Here is an 18485-nt window from a genome sequence, read left to right as displayed (position 1 = left end):
TGTGCTGTCGAGGGTTTGCTGATTTCTCTGATTGTTCGATACCTAGTGAGTAGATGATACTTTTTATCAATCCACTCTTTTGCCATTTTGTCAATGCGTAAGTCCTAAGAGCAATAATTTCTGCTTCTAGTTTCCCAAGACCCTACCCCAATTATTTATTCATCTTCACCCCCCAAGCGATCGCCTCGTTCTAATTCCCAGAGAATTTGATTACCCTCACGGCGTACCCGTGAAACAATCCAGTTGCGCCAGCGCCATTGATCTCCCCTACTAGTAACAGCACTGGCGTGGACATCCATTAAGTCTGCCAACTCAGAACTGGTGATTAAATAACCTTTCGCCGCAATTTCGTCTGCAATATGCAGAGTTTCTACTAAGTTGCGGAGTTGTTCTACCCGCTTTTCCGGCGGGTTTTCCTCGATTGTAGCCGCAACGTGTGCGGTAGATGGTTCCATAGTGTTGATATTTGACGCAGAAGTACTGATTTCTTGTGTCGTTTTGTGAACTATTGTAGAGGTTGTAACATGATCAGGTACTTTAACTACATTTATTTTACTGATGTCAGGTAAAGATTTATGAGCATGACGGGTGGATAACTGTTGTAGAGAGGGCATTCTACCAGTTGCAAAACAGCGAGCAATCACATCACAACGTTCGTTACCGATGTTGCCAGAATGACCGCGAACATGATGCCAATTTACCTTACGGTTATTTAATTCATCTAAAGTTTCTAGAAGGTCTTGATTCTGAACTGGATTCCCATCAGATTTTTTCCAACCCTTTTTTTTCCAACCTTTTACCCACTTGGTGACGCAGTTAATTAGATACTCACTATCGGTATACAGGGTAATTGGTTCAGTTTGTCCAGAGTCGTGGAGAAATTTGAGAGCAGCGATCGCCGCCTGCATCTCCATCTTATTATTGGTGGTATGCTTGGCAGCATCGCCCATTTCGTGAACTGAACCATCACTAAAATAGACAACTACACCCCAACCCCCAGGGCCAGGATTGCCAGTGCAAGCACCATCGGTGTATATACTTTCGATTATCGGTTGGGTAGACATAGTAAAAATATCAAAGCACAGAGCGAATAGCTTTTAGCCACACATTTTCTTTCGCAATATCCAGGCTATTACTGCTAATTTCCTTAATAACGAATACGTGGGTCAACGTAAGCATTGAGAATATCAATTAAAATGCTTGCCGACACGACGATCGCCCCAAAAAATACCAACACACCTTGGACTGTGGGATAATCGCGATCGGAGATTGCCTGATATAGCCGATTTGCCAACCCAGGCCAGGAAAATGTCACTTCAGTTAAAATCGCTCCACCTAGCAGGGAAGCAAAGGTTAATCCTAGAACAGTAATTACCGGAATCAGCGCATTTTTTAAGGCGTGGGACACTAAAATCTTATTTTCCGCAATTCCTCTAGCTCTGGCTGCTTCTACATAATCAGATCTTAGGGTTTGCTTTAAATTGACTCTGACAATGCGCTCAAAAATTCCACTCAACAAAATTCCTAAGGTGAGACAAGGGAGTGCTAAATGATGCAAAGATGTAAAAAACTGCGTCAAGTTACCACTGAGCAAACTATCAACTGTATATAAACCCGTGAATGTAGGCGGGGGTGGAAGATTGGGCGGAAAACGATTGGAATTGGGAAACCAGCCCAACTGCACGGAAAAAATTAACTGTAGCAGCATTCCCGCCCAAAACATGGGGAGTGCATAAGTAATAATCCCAAATAACCGTCCGCCAATATCAAATGAAGTTCCCGGACGAGAAGCGGAAAGCGTCCCTACCAAAATTCCCACAACCAAAGCCACCGCCATACTAAACACGGCTAACTCGACTGTGGCCGGAAAATATTGTCCAATGATATTCCAGACGTGTTGTCCCCGACTTGTCAAAGATGTCCCTAAATCAAAATGCAGTAAATCACCCAAGTAATTTAGGTATTGTATAAATAAAGGTCGGTTTAAACCCAGTTGTTCTCGATATTGCTCTTTCACGCTTTCTGAAGCACGCCCACCAAGAATTGCATCTACTGGGTCACCCGGTGTAGCTCTGAGTAATAAAAATACAATCGTAATAATAGTTAGCAATTGCAGGGGCGCAAACAGTAACCGAGAAACAATGTAGTATTGTAAGGCTTTGGAGCGAGACATAAATATTTAGCTATTGGTTATTGGTCATTGGTCATTAGTCATTGCTCAAAAATCAATAGTCGTTAGTGATTAGTCAGTTATTTAGATTACAGACTAATTACTAATGACTATGGACTAATGACTATGAACTATTGACCTTTGACTATCGACTTATAAACGAGAATTTTCGATGGGTCAAGTTGTACACCGCTCACACCTTTTTGAGCAAATACATAATCTTTGCTTTGCCACAAAGGAATATAAGGAATATCAGTTGATAATTGAGTTTGAATTTCTGCAAATATTTGCTGACGGGTTGCGGGGTTTTGCTCTTGACGTTGCTGGTCGATTAATTTGTTAACAGCTTCGTTATAGTAAAAAGAACCTTGAGTTTGGCTACCGCCCTCTTCACACCCTTTAGCAACTGACCCTTTCTGACAAGCTAAGAATGGCTGTACATAATTATCTGGGTCTAAAAAGTCGGGATACCAATCAACTAAAGCTGCTGGATATACACCCTTTGAGATGTCTTTATAAAAGGTAGCACCTTCGACGGTACTGACTTCAAACTGAAGTATACCACCAAGATTTTGCTCGGCGATCGCTTTTAAGGTCTGGGCTGCCAAGCTGCGGACTCCGGAACTAGCCGGATACCAAATCTGCACTTTTGCTGGATTTTCAGCAGAGAAGCCTGCCGCAGTTAGTAATTGTTTAGCTTTATCAAAGTTTGCATCACCATACTTTTCTTTAAAGATTGGTTGGGATACATCAAAGGTACTAGGAATTAAGCTGTAAAGCGGTTCAGCTTGACCAAATAAAGCTCTTTGATTTAAAAGTTGACGGTCAATAATCGTCGCTATTGCTTGTCTTACTTCTAGTTTATCTAAAGGCTCTTGATTGCGGTTCAAAGCCATAAAAGTAACGACACTACCTTGAGATGTTATCGCTTGCCAATCTCCTTTTTTAGCACCTGCTTCCAAGCTTTTAACTTGGTCTGGTTGTAAAGACTGATAAGCTACATCTACCGCACCAGTACGGAAAGCATTAAATAAATTTACCGGACTAGTTTGAATCTGCACATTAACACCTTGATTCTTGGGTTTTTCTCCCCAATATTTGTCAAATACATCAAAGCGTAGTGAATCCGTACCATACTGTGCCAATTTGTAAGGGCCAGTCCCTACAAATGTGTCTGGTTTGAACTTACCAGCACCCAGTTCATAAGCTGTGGGTGAAACTGCACAAACTCCAGAAAATGCTAACAGTGAAGGAAACGCTGCAAAGGGTTTTTTTAGTTGAATTGTTAGCTCATAATCACCTGTAGCTTTCACCGAAGATATAGTGTCAGCTAGCAAGAAAGAGGGTTTGCCTTTATTTTCAATAAAGCGCTGGATGCTAAACTCCATAGCTTTAGCATTAAAAGGAGTACCATCGTGAAAAAGTACTCCTTCACGTAGGGGTATGGTGTAAGTTAAACCATCTTGGCTAACTTTTGGTAGTGCTGTAGCCAACTGTGGCTGAATTACTGTACTACCTGGTTCATAAGTATAGAGGCGATCGCTCATATTAAACACTAAACCCAAAGAAGCTAATTCATAAGCGTCAGCCGGATCTAGGGTTCGTGGTTTGAGGGTCGTCCCCACCGTAATTCGACCATCCCCTGAGGGACTATTAGTCGCACTTGATGTTGGTGTAGTTGTTTGTTGGCGAGGAGTGCAACTGATAACCAAAACTAAACAGAGACAGAATAAAGAGACGAATTTCGTCATCCGCCCCCACTGTCTCCAAGACAAAGCAAACCAGTTCATAGCGTCCCAAATTTTTGCAATTAGCGGTCAGCAATTATACTATATAAATAAGTTTTTATATTTTATTGTGCAGAATTTAGTTAGACTTTGTTGCATTTTGTATACAAAATTAAATTACTCAAGTTAGGTATAAAGCAGTGCCAAAGTAATTATTGAAAATTGACAATATTTGAATTGTCATAGATTAACATTCTTAATCTGTGACTGTGATATCTAATAAATAGGCAACAGTTATTATTTACTAAATTATTTGCATAAAATTGTTAATAATTGTGGCTGATTGCGAATTGCGAATTACTTTTATTGTTGTCGCTTAATAACTGAAAATTTGCTACAGAGGAACTTAAATCATGAAATATTTTTTTGTTTCTGAAGGGTGGACTATTGGTAGAGTATGGGCTTCTGAAGGATTATGGCAAATAACAGCCTGGCGAAGGCAACCTGATATTCAACGTCTAAATATTTCTTTAGTAGAAAATCAAGAATTAATGTGGCTTTATCGCATTGAAGATGCCGTTATTACCGTAGAAGTTACGCCAACCAATGCAGCTGTAGTGAATCAGACTATTGGTCAAGTAGTGCTAAAACGACTCATGACAGCAGAACAAGTAATTGAACGTCTAGAAAGAGCCGAGGCTAAGTGTCAGTTGCTGAATACTCAATCAGTGTTAATTTAGCCCAATACTCAGTTTGTAGCTACTGCTAGATATACTCTATGAGTAACTGTAGCGAATTTAGTCAATGTTCAACACCCTTGTTGTTGCTGGTGCTAGTCGTGGAATCGGTCTTGCAGTTGCCTCACACCTTGCACCCAAGTCCCGCCGATTACTAGCTGTATCTCGAACATTAGCACCTATTGGCGAATGGGTAAGCGCTGATTTATCTTCCTTGTCTGGTGTGGAGAAAACGGCAAAAGCAGTCGGTAGCGATGTACTGGATGCTTTTTTGTATATGGGAGGAACTTGGGAAACAAAAGCCTTTACCCGTGAGTACAACTTTGAGCATTGTTCAGATGAAGACATTACACGAGTTATCGGAGTTAATTTAGTTGCTCCAATTCGTTTAGTCAAATCTCTTTTACCTGCGCTGCGACGCTCTGCAAATCCGAAAATTATATTTATGGGTGCGCTATCTGGGCGAGATAACTTTCCTGCCAGAGAAGTGGCAAACTCAGCATCTAAGTTTGGGTTACGTGGAGTAGTTCATGCGCTACGAGAGGAACTAAGGTCACAACAAATTAGCATCACTGTAATTAATCCCGGCAACGTCGGAACGCCAGAAGTTCTTGAGGATTTGGCACAAAACGCGCTTTTAGGAGGCAAAGCCATTCCTCTTAACGACCTACTAAATATAATTGACTGCATCCTCTCCTTGTCGAGAGAAACTTGCCTCAAAGAAATCGATGTCGCTGCCATGCTTGGCACTGGTGCTTAAGCCAGAGTCAGAAGCAGATAGTAAAATTAGCAACTGCCAGAAGATGGAAACGTTAATTTTTATCTTGCTTGTAAAGATTTATAAACATAAGCAGAATAACTTGTAACGCTGATTTAAGGGAAGATGAACCCTACTGGCGACGCGAGCGCATCAAATGAAACGCTTGCAAACAGTGCCATCATATAGTTACACTTTTTAAAACATTCTCATTTTTACTTGGCGATCGCCACCCTCTAGGGACACAATCCCAAAACGGTTGAGCGTCGCCAAATAATCCACTCTCTGAGCTTAATAAAATTCAGATGTGGTAAAGGATCAGACTCTGGCAATAAAAAAAATTTCAGAGAAGTCCGAGGTAAGGCTTCCAACCTTGGAACCTTAACTAAAGAAAATTGTTTTGTAAACATAACTCATCGAGGAGGAGCGTAGTCGATGGGACTACCCTGGTACCGAGTACATACAGTAGTTCTGAATGACCCAGGGCGACTGATTTCTGTACACTTGATGCACACAGCCCTGGTGGCAGGTTGGGCTGGTTCGATGGCACTATACGAACTAGCTATTTATGACCCCAGCGATCCGGTTCTCAACCCGATGTGGCGGCAAGGGATGTTCGTGCTACCCTTCATGGCACGGTTAGGAGTTACCCAATCTTGGGGCGGTTGGAGCGTTACTGGCGGTACAGCAACTGACCCTGGTTTCTGGTCATTTGAAGGAGTTGCCGCAGCTCACATCGTACTTTCTGGTTTATTGTTCCTAGCTGCCGTTTGGCACTGGGTTTACTGGGATTTGGAACTCTTTAGAGATCCTCGTACCGGTGAACCTGCGCTAGATTTGCCAAAAATGTTTGGCATTCACCTGTTCTTATCTGGTTTACTCTGTTTCGGTTTTGGTGCTTTCCACCTCACAGGCTTATTTGGCCCTGGAATGTGGATTTCTGACCCCTATGGAGTCACAGGCAGTGTCCAGCCAGTAGCGCCCGAATGGGGGCCTGATGGATTTAACCCATTTAACCCTGGTGGTGTAGTGGCTCACCACATTGCGGCTGGGATTGTCGGTATCATTGCGGGTTTATTCCACCTCACTGTCAGACCCCCCGAAAGGCTCTATAAAGCTTTACGGATGGGTAACATTGAAACCGTACTTTCCAGTAGTATTGCAGCGGTATTCTTTGCAGCTTTCGTAGTTGCAGGAACCATGTGGTACGGCAATGCTACTACACCCATCGAACTGTTTGGGCCCACACGCTATCAATGGGATCAAGGCTACTTCCATCAAGAAATTGAGCGCCGTGTACAATCAAGCGTAGCTCAAGGTGCAAGCCTTTCCGAAGCTTGGTCACAGATTCCCGAAAAACTAGCTTTCTATGATTACGTCGGTAACAGCCCCGCCAAAGGTGGTTTGTTCCGCACAGGGCCAATGGTTAAGGGTGATGGTATTGCCCAATCTTGGCAAGGTCACGGCGTATTCAAAGATGCTGAAGGCCGGGAATTGACAGTACGTCGTCTCCCCAACTTCTTTGAAACCTTCCCTGTTATCTTGACAGATGCTGATGGTGTTGTCCGCGCTGACATCCCCTTCCGCCGAGCAGAATCCAAGTATAGCTTTGAACAATCAGGCGTAACAGTTAGCTTCTACGGTGGCGATTTGGACGGTAAAACCTTTACTGATCCCGCCGATGTGAAGAAATATGCCCGTAAAGCTCAAGGTGGAGAAATATTTGAATTCGACCGCGAAACCTTAAACTCTGACGGTGTATTCCGTACATCCCCCAGAGGTTGGTTTACCTTTGGTCACGCTGTATTTGCGCTCTTATTCTTCTTTGGTCACATCTGGCACGGCGCTCGGACAATCTACCGAGACGTATTCGCTGGTGTGGAAGCAGATCTAGAAGAACAAGTAGAGTGGGGTCTCTTCCAGAAAGTGGGTGACAAATCAACCCGCGTTCGGAAGGAAGCTTAATTTTAGGGACTGGGGACTGGGGGCTGGGAAATATACCGAGTACCTAGTACCCAGTACCCAATACCCAATACCTAAGCAGGAGTTTTTAATATGGAAAGCGTTGCTTACATTCTAATTTTGACCCTAGCAATAGGCGTTCTCTTTTTTGCGATCGCATTCCGCGAACCACCCCGCATTGAGAAAAAAGAAGAGAAATAAGGCAGCTAATGCTCATTTTCTCAGTCAAATAAAGAAAATATCCGTTGTTTTTTTCAAGAAAAGCAACGGATATTTTCGATAAATACATCCCTATCTCTAAGCCATAGAAAATAAGGAAAATTCATTTCCACTGTTAATTACTTAACAACTATTCCATATTTATTTGTGATATAATCTTTTTTCTGGAAGTTAATATGTGTGAACACTAGCTTTTCTGCGCTAGGATTAGACAGAGATATAGGTGTACACTACCAACTCAGGCAGTTGCATACACATGGCTATTATGGCATAACCATTACGGAGACTAGAACCAGGAACACAACAGCATGGTCAATCAGAATTTAACCGCTACAGAAATTGGATTCACTCACGAAGATTTCGCTGCCCTACTTGACAAATACGACTATCACTTTAGCCCAGGAGATGTCGTACCAGGTACAGTTTTTAGTATAGAACCGCGCGGCGCTCTGATTGACATAGGTGCTAAAACAGCAGCTTATATACCTATACAAGAAATGTCTATAAACCGGGTCGATGCCCCGGAAGAAGTTTTACAATCAAACGAAACAAGAGAATTTTTCATCCTCACCGATGAAAACGAAGATGGACAGCTAACTCTTTCCATCCGCAGAATTGAGTATATGCGCGCTTGGGAACGAGTACGCCAGTTACAAGCAGAAGATGCGACAGTGCGCTCTGGTGTATTTGCTACCAACCGTGGGGGAGCATTGGTCAGAATTGAAGGACTAAGGGGCTTTATTCCCGGTTCTCACATCAGCACCCGCAAACCCAAAGAAGAATTAGTAGGCGAAGAACTGCCTTTAAAATTCCTAGAAGTAGACGAAGAACGTAACCGCTTAGTTCTTTCTCACCGCCGCGCGTTAGTTGAGCGCAAGATGAACCGCCTAGAAGTAGGCGAAGTAGTAATCGGTACAGTACGCGGTATCAAACCCTACGGTGCATTCATCGATATCGGTGGTGTTAGCGGCTTGCTGCACATCTCGGAAATTTCTCACGAGCATATCGATACACCTCACAGTGTATTTAACGTCAATGATGAAGTGAAAGTGATGATCATTGACTTGGATGCAGAAAGAGGCAGAATATCTCTCTCTACTAAGCAGCTGGAACCAGAACCCGGTGACATGATTAAAAACCGTGATTTGGTTTACGATAAAGCCGAAGAAATGGCTGCTAAGTATAGAGAACAACTGCTGGCTAAACAACAAGGTATCGCCTTACCCGCAGAAGGTGCAGAAGATTTGATTGAGGAAGAAATTCCCTCCGCAACTGAAGATGCTGTAGCTGAAGAAGAAATTTCAGCAGTTGAGGAAATCCCAGCAGCTATTGAAGAATAATATAGTTGTAGTTTCATTAACAACATCAAGAATTTTTTAAAAGAGGGAAAACCCCTCTTTTTTATTTTGACTTTTTATAGGGTTTAATTTTGTGGCTACTATTAAATGTAAAAATATCGCATTTACTAATATTCAAGCGATTTTATTTGACAAAAACGGTACGCTAGAAAATTCAGAAGTCTATTTGCGATCGCTGGGACAGAAAGCAGCGAGAATTGTAGATGCCCAAGTACCCGGAATTGGCGAACCTTTACTCATGGCCTTTGGTATTAACGGTGATACACTCGACCCAGCAGGCTTAATTTCGGTAGCCAGTCGCCGCGAAACAGAAATAGCCACAGCCGCCTATATCGCTGAGACTGGGAAAGGATGGTTTGAATCATTAAAAATAGCTCGTCAAGCCTTGGATGATGCCGAAAAATATATTGGTGTAACTCCCGCACCTCTTTTCATTGGTGCATTGGAAGTATTGCAATCTCTCTCACAAGCCGGACTAAAACTTGGCATTGTTTCAGCAGCGACAACCACAGAAGTAAAAAACTTTGTCGCACAACATGACTTAAGTAATTATATCCAAGCCCAAATAGGTGTAGATGACGGCCCCACTAAGCCAGACCCCATCTTATTTTTACAAGCTTGCCAAGCCTTAGGAGTAGAACCAGAAGCTACATTAATGGTAGGTGACGCTGTAGGTGATATGCAAATGGCTCGTAACGCTAAAGCAGCAGGTTGTATTGGCATTACTTGGGTGAATCAACCAGATAATGTCCAAGGTGCAGATGTAGTGATTAATCAGCTCGATGAAATTCAACTTTTAGAAAGCTAGAGGTTAGAGGTTAGAGGTTAGAAACTAGAGACTAGAAAATAAAAAATTTAGCAATAAGCCATAATTACAAATTCCGAATTAAGCTAAACTTGCATTGAGACTCATCATGGAGAAACCCTGATGCTACAAGTAAAACATCGCTTTCAAAGCTTTGACGAGTACCTATCTTATGATGATGGCACGGATAAACTCTATGAGTTGTTTAATGGAGAATTAATCGAAATGCCTCCAGAATCGGGAACTAATGTTCAAATTGCAAATCGCCTTTTCCTCATTTTTGCATCGCTTGTAGGAATTGATCGAGTTCGCGGACATGGTTTAGAACTGGAAGTAAGAGGAGAACCCAGAAACCGTTATCCTGACCTAACCATTATTCGAGAAGAGCATATTCAGCAGTTAGCCAAGCGCAATACTATTCGTCTATCAATGCTACCTCCGCTATTAGTAGTTGAAGTGGTTAGCCCTGGAGAATTGCAACGAGATAGAGATTTCATTGCCAAGCGATCGCAGTATCAAGATTGTGGTATTCCTGAATATTGGATTATTGACCCTGAAACTAAAACTTTATTAGTCTTAGAACTTACTGGTAAGACATATACGGAAATAGGTAACTTTTCTGGGGATGATTTAGTTGTATCTCCACAATTTAACCAACTAAATCTCAAAGTATCGCAAATATTGGAATCAGTGAATCCACTTTAAACAATCAGCTTTAAGTTTATTTTTTATATCAAGCTAAATATTTAGTATTTATAGGCAACTAGCCATGCAAAACACAGAAACGACATTACAACTTCGTCTGTGGACAGTTGAAGAATACCACCGGATGGCTGAAGCTGGTATTTTCGGCGCAGATGAAAGGGTGGAACTTCTAGAAGGAAAGATTATTTGGATGATTGCTAAAGGAACAGCTCATCGGTCGGCAACGACTCGGACAGATAGATTACTGCAAAATAGTTTAAAGGATTTAGCGCTAATATGTGTTCAAGATCCTGTGAAGTTAAACGATCGCTCTGAACCAGAACCCGATATTGCCGTTGTCAAAATAGATCCTTTAGACTACGCAGACCACCATCCTACACCATCTGAAGTTTACCTGATTATTGAAGTAGCCGATAGCAGTCTGCAACTAGATTGTGTAACTAAATCTCAAGCTTATTCCCAAGCAGGAATTACGGATTATTGGGTGTTAGATGTAATTAATCGCCAATTGCACGTTTTTCGGCAACCAACTCCACAAGGCTACGAAAGCAAAGTAGTTTTGGCAGAAGATGCAACGATCACACCCTTGGAGTTTCCTGATTTGCAGATTGCGGTTTTAGATATGTTACCACCAGTGATTAGGAATTAGTGGCAGGTGAGGGTGATCGCGCCACTTCATCACATCAAAAACTATACTCTCTCAAATACAGATTTTTTCTACTCTTCAGCCCAATTCCTATCATTATCCAAAGATGACCCTTTCCTCATGTATTAAGGAAAGGGCAATCAATATATGATATCTAGTAATTTTCTGCGTTACCTATGTTTCTATTAGCTTCTCTTAGCGTTCCAAGAACCCCAGATTGCCAGAGTAATACCAGGACTCTGGATGTTGACAAACATAGTTTGACCATCGGGTGAGAAGCAAGCTCCACAAAATTCGCTGCCATTTAAGGCATTACGTGCAAAATTATAGAGTTCACCTTTGGTAGTTACACCTCTAAGATACTGATCACCACCACCGTCTTCGCAAAGGATAAGGTCGCCAAAAGGTGCTACACATATATTGTCAGGAGCATCCAGAACCTCTCTAGATGGAGACTCTACAAACAGATCAATCATCTCAGTTCTAGGATTATAGCGCCAGACTTGACCACCACTGTTTGCACCACCATTGGTACAACAGAAGTACAATTCATCATTACCATACCAGATGCCTTCTCCACGAGAAAACTGAGCTGCACCCAAAGCGAAACCTTGCTCTCGAACATTATCTGTAGCTGGGTTAGGGTCAGGAATTTTTACCCACTCTACAGCAAATTTTTGTCCTATTGGGTATAGTCCGCTATTTGCACCTCTATTGTTAGTAATGGTTTTAGGTCTACCTTTGATAACTAGAGCTTCGAGCTTACCACCCTCCGCTAATTTACCAGGTACGTTGGGAATAAAGCGGTAGAATAGGCTAGTTCCACTATCTTCTGTTTGATAGACGATACCAGTTACAGGGTCTACAGCTATAGCTTCATGATTAAACCGTCCCATATCAATTAAGGGTACTGGGTCTACAGGACCAGTAGCATTAGCAGGAACCTCAAAGTTATAACCGTGAAACTGTGTAGAGCCATCAGAACTGCCAGGTACGCTGACATTTTCTTCACAAGTAATCCATGAACCCCAAGGTGTTGGACCACCTGCACAGTTACGAATTGTTCCACCTAGAGAGGCGAACTGCTTGATTAACTGACGATTAGAACCTACAACTAAGTTGGTAGTACCACCTCTGCTGACGGGATCGTAGCGGTTTGGCACTCTTACTTGTGTACCAGAAGTGTTGCTCAATTCGTGGTTACAAACCAATATTGTTGTATTTCTGGGCCCTGGAAAGGCTGCCATACCATCATGAGCGCCAGGTACTGGATTACCATCAGCCATGAGATCGCCTGTACGAGATATAACGCGGTACTGAAATCCGGCTGGTAGCTCTAACAAGCCATTGGGATCTGCTAAAAGTGGTCCATATCCTGTAGTTGTAGGTGTTACTTGACCGAAAGCTGCTCTAGCCAAAAGACCTTCTAAAGGAGAAGCAGCTAATGTTCCGGCGGCAGTTGCACCTGCTATTGTGAAAAATTTACGTCTGGAGAATGCCATGAGAAAATTTTTGGTTAATCAAAATGCCTAGTAAAAATTACTTGTGCTTGATTAAGTTCTGGTAATGATTTATTTAAAACAAAACTAGTTAATAGAATTTACATAGTTTATTTTTTCTACAGAATTGAAATAAATAATATATCTTAAGCAAAAAAGGACGGATTTATACATAGCAGAACATACATGAATGGGCTTGCAAAGAAACATATACGTTCATTATTTTGCTTAATCACAATTAGTGAAATGGTGAAGTTAAGATAAGAGTAAACTCACCCATTACACCAGCAATCAGAATAATTAAGTGATACGTAAGTAAGATGCAATATTAGGTTAAGACTAGTTAAAGATTACTTTAATCAAAAGAAAATTCAATGATTTTTGGACGAATATATATTTTTTGTATTTTATTGAGAAAATTAAACCTAAACTGTTAGAACTAAATTCAATCTAATGATAAAATTCCCCCTAGTGGTTTTAGACATTATGAATGTCTAACAACACCAATTTTGCTATTAATTCCCAGGAGCTAGTGAATCTAGCTGTTATCAACCAAGCCTATTAGTATAGGCAAACTAAAGTTTTTTATGTGCTTATTTAGCAACATAAAAGCATTTGATATGGCTTGACTATCGCTAAAATTATCTAAGCTTTTGTAACGGATAATTGTGAGTTAGCGATCGCTGCAACAACATCAGAACTCATTTCTAATCTTAAAAAATGAAAAGCATACGTAACCAAATCCAAGCTACTTTAGCTGTTGCTGCTGTTACTTCAATGGCTACTTTAGCCAATATCTCCAGTGCTGATGCTGCTTCCTACAGGCTTGATTGGACAGGAAGTCAAGGTTATTCAGCTCAAGGACGTTTCGACTACGACAATATTTTCCAAGGAAGTGTTATTACCCGCGATCAACTAAGTCGTTTCGATATTTCCTTCTTCGACCCTCAAGGAACTTTGCTGCAAAGTTTCAAGTACAGTTTCCCGAATCCTAGCAGTACTTTTAATTTCAACTTTGATACAGTTACAGGGACTGTTCTGCAATCTGGTAGCTTTGATACACCCAACGGTTTTGATTTGGGTATTGACTTCAACACAACCATAGCAGGGTTGTCCTTCTATACTTATCAAGGGGCTGATTTGTCTGCTCTAGGATTACCTACCACTATATTTTTGAAAGATGATCTTTCTCCAGAAGTCTGCGACACATTTCCTAACTGTCGATTAGATAATGGTGGTCAATTGACAGCAAGTGTTATCCCTGAACCTGGGGTAATTTTCGGTTTGTTAGCAGTTGGTTCCTTAGCTAGAGTCCTCAAGAAAAAGCCAGCATCAGTCTAGACAGTGAACCTGAATAGTTGAAGCCAGCCTGATTAGAACTTTAAGTAACCTCTATTCTATCCGTAATTAATTCGCTAATTGAGAAAACAAGAGATGGTTATCAAGGTTTTCTCTATTGTGTAGTTAATGTCAACTCAATTATTCACAAGGCCTGCTTTTATAGGCTTTGTGAATAAAATGAAATACGTACAGCAGTTTGCAGGGAAGTGAGGTAAAGATGCAAAAGTGAACTGCTGCAATCAAAATTTTCTGATGTATTCCAACCACTGCAAAACGCGATTCCACGCCCACCAAGGATCAGCATCTTGGGCTTGTATCTGACCTTTTTTGCTATTTAGATAGCCCATGTGACCACCATAACGAGTCATCAGCAAATCTATCTTGGGATTGCTGTCACAGGTGGCTTGTAATTCGGGAACAAGTTCTGGATGAAATAGCGGGTCATCCGCAGCGTAAATAATGAGACTAGGTTTTGATATCTCTGGTAACAGTTGTAAAGGACTGCTTGCCGCATAATAAGTTTCTACAGATGGGAAACCAAGGCGCTTAATTACCAGTTCATTGTCAAAATCCCAAATGGTGTTGGCTCGTTCAATGGCTTCTGAGTCTAGGGTGCCTGGATGGTTATCATGTATTCGCCACGCTAATTTCTTGAGGTTTTTGGCGATACTCTGTTCTAAATATTTACCTATAGGGTGGCGAACTAAGTAACTGAGCGATCGCGTTGCATCTAAATTTGGGCAAATTACTGCACCACCTCCAATGTCACTATATTTTAGCCCAAAATACTCAGTGTCATTAGTTAAGTCTGCCGCAGCTTTCAGCCCCCACAACGCCAGTTGTCCCCCTAAGGAAAACCCTGTAAACCAAAATTTACTGGGACATCCCATAGCGGCCGCACCAGCCGCAATTCTAACAAAATCTTCACCTTCAAATAAACCATCAGAAGTTAGTGTTGGTGATAATTCGGCTGTTTTGCCGTGGGCGCGCCAATCAAATAAAACTACAGCAAATCCTTGAGCGTATGCTTTACGTCCCAGCAATCTCAAAAACCATTCATTTTCTAGATCGCCTGTAATGCCATAAGTCCCTACAATCGTACTGTGGGCATTTTCAGGTATGGCAATCAAACAAAAAATAGGTACATTTTGCCCACCCATTAATACTGTTTTATGATACTCAGGTTCTGGATGGAGAGTCGTATTTTGCCAATAACGTTTTCCCCACAAAGTAGTGTAAACAGTTGAAACAACACCATTTCTCAGAAACACAGGCGGATTGTAGGGAGGGAAACATATCATACTGCGAATTTAATGTAATTTTAGTTTTGTTTTCTTAATCCTAGTAGTTTTAAGGTTTATGTTAGATTTAAAATCTTTTTTATAATCAAGACAGAAATCTTTGTATCTACCAAAGGTTCTTATTTATCCTTAATAAGTAGTAATAATTTTTTAAGAATGCCAAGGATTCTTGTAATAGACGATGACCCAGCGATTTCAGAACTTGTTGCTGTCAACCTAGAGATGGCTGGCTACGACGTAAGTCAAGCTGAAGATGGCATCAAAGGTCAAGCACTAGCTCTCCAGCTACAACCAGACTTGATTATGCTTGATCTGATGTTGCCTAGAGTTGATGGTTTCACGGTTTGCCAGCGCTTACGCCGAGACGAACGGACGGCGGAAATTCCTGTTTTGATGTTGACTGCTCTCAGCCAAACTCAAGACAAGGTAGAAGGCTTCAACGCCGGAGCAGATGATTATCTGACTAAACCATTTGAAGTGGAAGAGATGTTGGCACGGGTGCGGGCATTATTACGCCGTACCGACCGCATTCCCCAAGCAGCCAAACATAGCGAAATTTTGAACTATGGGCCTCTGACCTTAGTTCCCGAAAGATTTGAGGCTATATGGTTCGGTCAAACGGTGAAACTGACTCACTTGGAATTTGAACTCCTCCACTGTTTGCTGCAACGTCACGGACAGACAGTTTCCCCTAGCGAAATTCTCCGAGAAGTTTGGGGTTACGATCCAGATGATGACATTGAAACGATTCGAGTGCATATCCGGCACTTGAGAACTAAGCTAGAACCAGACCCCCGCCACCCCCGCTATATCAAAACAGTATATGGTGCGGGATATTGCCTGGAACTACCCAGCGTCCCACAATCCGGCGAGGGCGCTACCACATCAGTTGTTGAGTGAAATCTTGTTCAAGTCATTGCGCTGAGTCTTTGATTTCATTAATCCGTAACATCTGTGTCACACTGAGGGAAATGCAGTTCGCAAGGTAGGGTAGTATCACGGGATATATGCTCTTCGAGAAGTCGCGTATACGCGTCCACATCCCCCAAGCTACGTATCCTACAGAATGACACTCACATCGCTACGAATCAACACAAAACTTGACTAGGTAATCAAAATGGCACTCCCTATTGGTATTCAGGGAGTGCCATTTGACCATTAATTCGTAATTTTTAACTTGTAATTAAGTCTTAATTACAAATTACTTTATATTCGTCTCAAATTTAGGGTGCTAAAGCGTTACCACGGATGAGACTACCAATTGTCTTGGCAGTAATTTTTAGCTGGGTGATGGGGTTCGCGGGGACGACTGTCTTATACAGATAGCTGTCGAAAGTCAGTTTTTGTACATCTAAGTCTCCACACATCTCTACAAATGCCTCGCGGGTGGCATCGGAGCGGTAAAATACTGTTTGCAAGATGTCCAACACTTTGTAGGTGAGACCGTATTTCTTATCCCAGCGTTTGAGATAAATCTTGAGTTCGTTTTCTGTGGGAATGCGACTACCATTTTGAGAAACTTCTACAATGGTTTCTGCACACATCCGCCCAGATTTAGCCGCAAAGTAAATCCCTTCACCAGAAGACTTGGTAACGTAGCCAGCAGCGTCTCCAACTAAGGCTATGCGACCAACAACACGCCGAGGACGTGGATGTTCGGGGATTGGGTGGGCTTCTACTTTGATGATTTTACCGCCTGCTAATTTTTCGCTAGCACGGGCGCGGATACCAGCCTGTAACTGTTTGATGCTGGCTTTGTGTACCTGCATTGTGCCAGTACCGACGGCTACGTGGTCATATTTGGGGAATACCCAGGCATAAAAGTCTGTGGAAACGTCATTGCCTACATACATTTCGGCAAGGTCGTTGTAATATGCCATTTTATCTTCGGGTAAGCGGATACGCTCTTGGAAAGCGATCGCATAATTATAATCCCCAGCATCCATTTCTTTGGCAATGCGGGAATTAGCCCCATCTGCACCAATAATCAAATCTACTTTTAAAGTTTTTGTGACACCTTGTGCGCCGCCTTCATTATGGTCAACATAATGAATGGTGTATGGGTCGCTGTTATTTCCAGGTATATCAACTTTATGAACGGTGGCATTAATTAAATTTGCCCCTAATTTTGCCGCGCGATTGCGTAAGAAGCCATCTAGGACTTCACGCCGGCACATTCCTATATATTCGTCTTCTTTTATGAGATTGATATCAACTTCACGATTGGAAGGTGAAATCATTTTCATCTTCCGCACTTGACGATCAATAATTTCTGGTGGTAAGTCAAACTCACTTACCATACATAAGGGAATCGCCCCCCCACAGGGTTTGGCGTTATCCAATTTGCGCTCAAACAGGTAGGTCTCAATCCCAGCTTTGGCTAGTGTTTCAGCAGCAGAGGAACCAGCTGGGCCTGACCCAACAACAGCAACCCGTAGTGTCAAAGGTCTTCTCCCAATCTTCACATTTACCGAAAGCATCCTACCACGGTCTTTTGGGTGATTTCTCGCTCTACCTCTAGGTTTTGACAGAAATGCAATATTCCTTAATGTTTCGATACAAATTTGACACTAAAGATAGAGCTTAGTGAATGGGTAACATACTGTTAGTCAATGGTTAGTTGTTATTGAGGCAACAGTCAACAGTCAACAGTCAACAGTTCTATTCTCCACCCTATTCCCAGGCTTGTTTCATTCCCTAATCTCTAACTATGCAAACTTCTCTATTGGATTCCTTTGGTAGGAAAATTGGTATTGTAGCGATCGCTGGATATCAAAAACACATTTCCCCCCATAAAGGTTTTGCTTGCGCCCATCGACTATTGTATGGGGGTGAATCTTGCTCTAGTTACATCAAGCGTGTGATTGCGGAGGAGGGATTAATCGCAGCTTGGGATAAATCCCAGGCTAGGTTTCAAGCTTGTAAACAAGCCAATTTAGTTTTACGAGCATCGAAGATGCAAAGAAAGCTGTCACAAATGGAAGACTCAGAGCCTACAGACGAAGCGAATGGAAAAATTGAAGACGATAAGCCATTAAAACGCTCTCAGCCAAGGTCATCAAATTGCTGGGGTTCAGGATATTCAAGCGGCGATGATTGTTCTAGTTGCTCAGAGGTTGTTGATTGTAGTTTCCTCGCCTGTAGCAGCACTGATGATTGCCATTTACCAGATTGCAGTGGTGTTGAGTGTGATTTCTTGGATTGTGGCAGTTGCGGTAATTAAATCTTTTTTTAATCAGTAAATTTAACTGCATTTAT

At 42.0% G+C, this 18485-nt stretch carries 17 protein-coding genes; 11 read left to right on the top strand and 6 right to left on the bottom strand.

Going from position 1 to position 18485, the window contains the following annotated elements:
- Positions 1-155: 155 nt before the first annotated feature.
- The 3 genes from rnhA to H6G14_RS13065 form a co-directional block, all read right to left on the bottom strand.
- Positions 156-1064 carry a ribonuclease HI gene (gene rnhA, locus H6G14_RS13075; protein ID WP_190567818.1) on the bottom strand — a complete coding sequence of 303 codons (909 nt, stop codon included), beginning with the start codon at positions 1062-1064 and terminating at the stop codon, positions 156-158.
- Between the two features lie 83 nt (positions 1065-1147).
- Positions 1148-2173: an ABC transporter permease gene (locus H6G14_RS13070; RefSeq protein WP_190567817.1), complete on the bottom strand. Its 1026-nt coding sequence runs from the start codon at positions 2171-2173 to the stop codon at positions 1148-1150.
- 128 nt (positions 2174-2301) lie between these two features.
- Positions 2302-3921 (bottom strand): ABC transporter substrate-binding protein, encoded by a 1620-nt coding sequence (locus H6G14_RS13065; RefSeq protein ID WP_422394074.1) that lies wholly within the window; start codon positions 3919-3921, stop codon positions 2302-2304.
- Positions 3922-4310: 389 nt separating this feature from the next.
- On the opposite strand from H6G14_RS13065, the gene H6G14_RS13060 reads away from it, so the two are divergent.
- The 8 genes from H6G14_RS13060 (at position 4311) to H6G14_RS13025 (ending at position 11089) form a co-directional block, all read left to right on the top strand.
- The gene (locus tag H6G14_RS13060; RefSeq protein WP_190567815.1) at positions 4311-4637 is read left to right on the top strand and encodes a hypothetical protein; all 327 of its coding nucleotides are present in this window, start codon (positions 4311-4313) and stop codon (positions 4635-4637) included.
- Between the two features lie 64 nt (positions 4638-4701).
- The gene (locus tag H6G14_RS13055; RefSeq protein ID WP_190567814.1) at positions 4702-5394 is read left to right on the top strand and encodes an SDR family NAD(P)-dependent oxidoreductase; all 693 of its coding nucleotides are present in this window, start codon (positions 4702-4704) and stop codon (positions 5392-5394) included.
- Between the two features lie 432 nt (positions 5395-5826).
- The gene (gene psbB / locus H6G14_RS13050) at positions 5827-7356 is read left to right on the top strand and encodes a photosystem II chlorophyll-binding protein CP47 (RefSeq protein WP_190567813.1); all 1530 of its coding nucleotides are present in this window, start codon (positions 5827-5829) and stop codon (positions 7354-7356) included.
- A 90-nt stretch (positions 7357-7446) separates the two neighbouring features.
- On the top strand, positions 7447-7554 hold the full coding sequence (locus tag H6G14_RS13045) for a photosystem II reaction center protein T (RefSeq protein ID WP_010994314.1): 108 nt from the start codon (positions 7447-7449) through the stop codon (positions 7552-7554).
- 326 nt (positions 7555-7880) lie between these two features.
- A complete protein-coding gene (locus H6G14_RS13040) occupies positions 7881-8912 on the top strand; it encodes a 30S ribosomal protein S1 (RefSeq protein ID WP_190567812.1) in 1032 nt (343 codons plus the stop codon).
- A gap of 91 nt (positions 8913-9003) precedes the next feature.
- On the top strand, positions 9004-9738 hold the full coding sequence (locus tag H6G14_RS13035; RefSeq protein WP_190567811.1) for an HAD-IA family hydrolase: 735 nt from the start codon (positions 9004-9006) through the stop codon (positions 9736-9738).
- Positions 9739-9858: 120 nt separating this feature from the next.
- Entirely contained in the window at positions 9859-10440 is a 582-nt protein-coding gene (locus H6G14_RS13030) for a Uma2 family endonuclease (protein WP_190567810.1), read from the top strand.
- Positions 10441-10504: 64 nt separating this feature from the next.
- Positions 10505-11089, top strand: a complete 585-nt coding sequence (locus H6G14_RS13025; RefSeq protein WP_190567809.1) for a Uma2 family endonuclease — start codon at positions 10505-10507, stop codon at positions 11087-11089.
- Between the two features lie 182 nt (positions 11090-11271).
- On the opposite strand, the gene H6G14_RS13020 is transcribed toward H6G14_RS13025, so the two are convergent.
- Positions 11272-12588, bottom strand: coding sequence for an alkaline phosphatase PhoX (locus tag H6G14_RS13020; RefSeq protein ID WP_190567808.1), 1317 nt, complete (start codon positions 12586-12588; stop codon positions 11272-11274).
- Positions 12589-13305: 717 nt separating this feature from the next.
- On the opposite strand from H6G14_RS13020, the gene H6G14_RS13015 reads away from it, so the two are divergent.
- Positions 13306-13926, top strand: coding sequence for a PEP-CTERM sorting domain-containing protein (locus tag H6G14_RS13015; RefSeq protein WP_190567807.1), 621 nt, complete (start codon positions 13306-13308; stop codon positions 13924-13926).
- Between the two features lie 239 nt (positions 13927-14165).
- Here H6G14_RS13015 and H6G14_RS13010 read toward each other — a convergent pair whose 3' ends face one another.
- A complete protein-coding gene (locus tag H6G14_RS13010) occupies positions 14166-15227 on the bottom strand; it encodes a YheT family hydrolase (protein WP_190567806.1) in 1062 nt (353 codons plus the stop codon).
- Between the two features lie 156 nt (positions 15228-15383).
- Here H6G14_RS13010 and H6G14_RS13005 point away from each other — a divergent pair, with 156 nt between their 5' ends.
- Entirely contained in the window at positions 15384-16127 is a 744-nt protein-coding gene (locus tag H6G14_RS13005) for a response regulator transcription factor (RefSeq protein ID WP_010994306.1), read from the top strand.
- A 323-nt stretch (positions 16128-16450) separates the two neighbouring features.
- Here the strand turns inward: H6G14_RS13005 and chlP are convergent, their stop codons facing one another.
- Positions 16451-17707, bottom strand: a complete 1257-nt coding sequence (gene chlP / locus H6G14_RS13000; protein WP_190567805.1) for a geranylgeranyl reductase — start codon at positions 17705-17707, stop codon at positions 16451-16453.
- 230 nt (positions 17708-17937) lie between these two features.
- Here chlP and yidD point away from each other — a divergent pair, with 230 nt between their 5' ends.
- Positions 17938-18450: a membrane protein insertion efficiency factor YidD gene (yidD, locus tag H6G14_RS12995; RefSeq protein WP_190567804.1), complete on the top strand. Its 513-nt coding sequence runs from the start codon at positions 17938-17940 to the stop codon at positions 18448-18450.
- The last annotated feature ends 35 nt before the right edge of the window (positions 18451-18485 follow it).

The sequence above is a fragment of the Nostoc parmelioides FACHB-3921 genome, assembly GCF_014696625.1.
Classification (GTDB): Bacteria; Cyanobacteriota; Cyanobacteriia; order Cyanobacteriales; family Nostocaceae; genus Trichormus; species Trichormus parmelioides.
The sequence above is the reverse complement of the archived record's forward strand: the minus strand, read 5'-3'. Positions and strand labels throughout refer to the sequence as shown.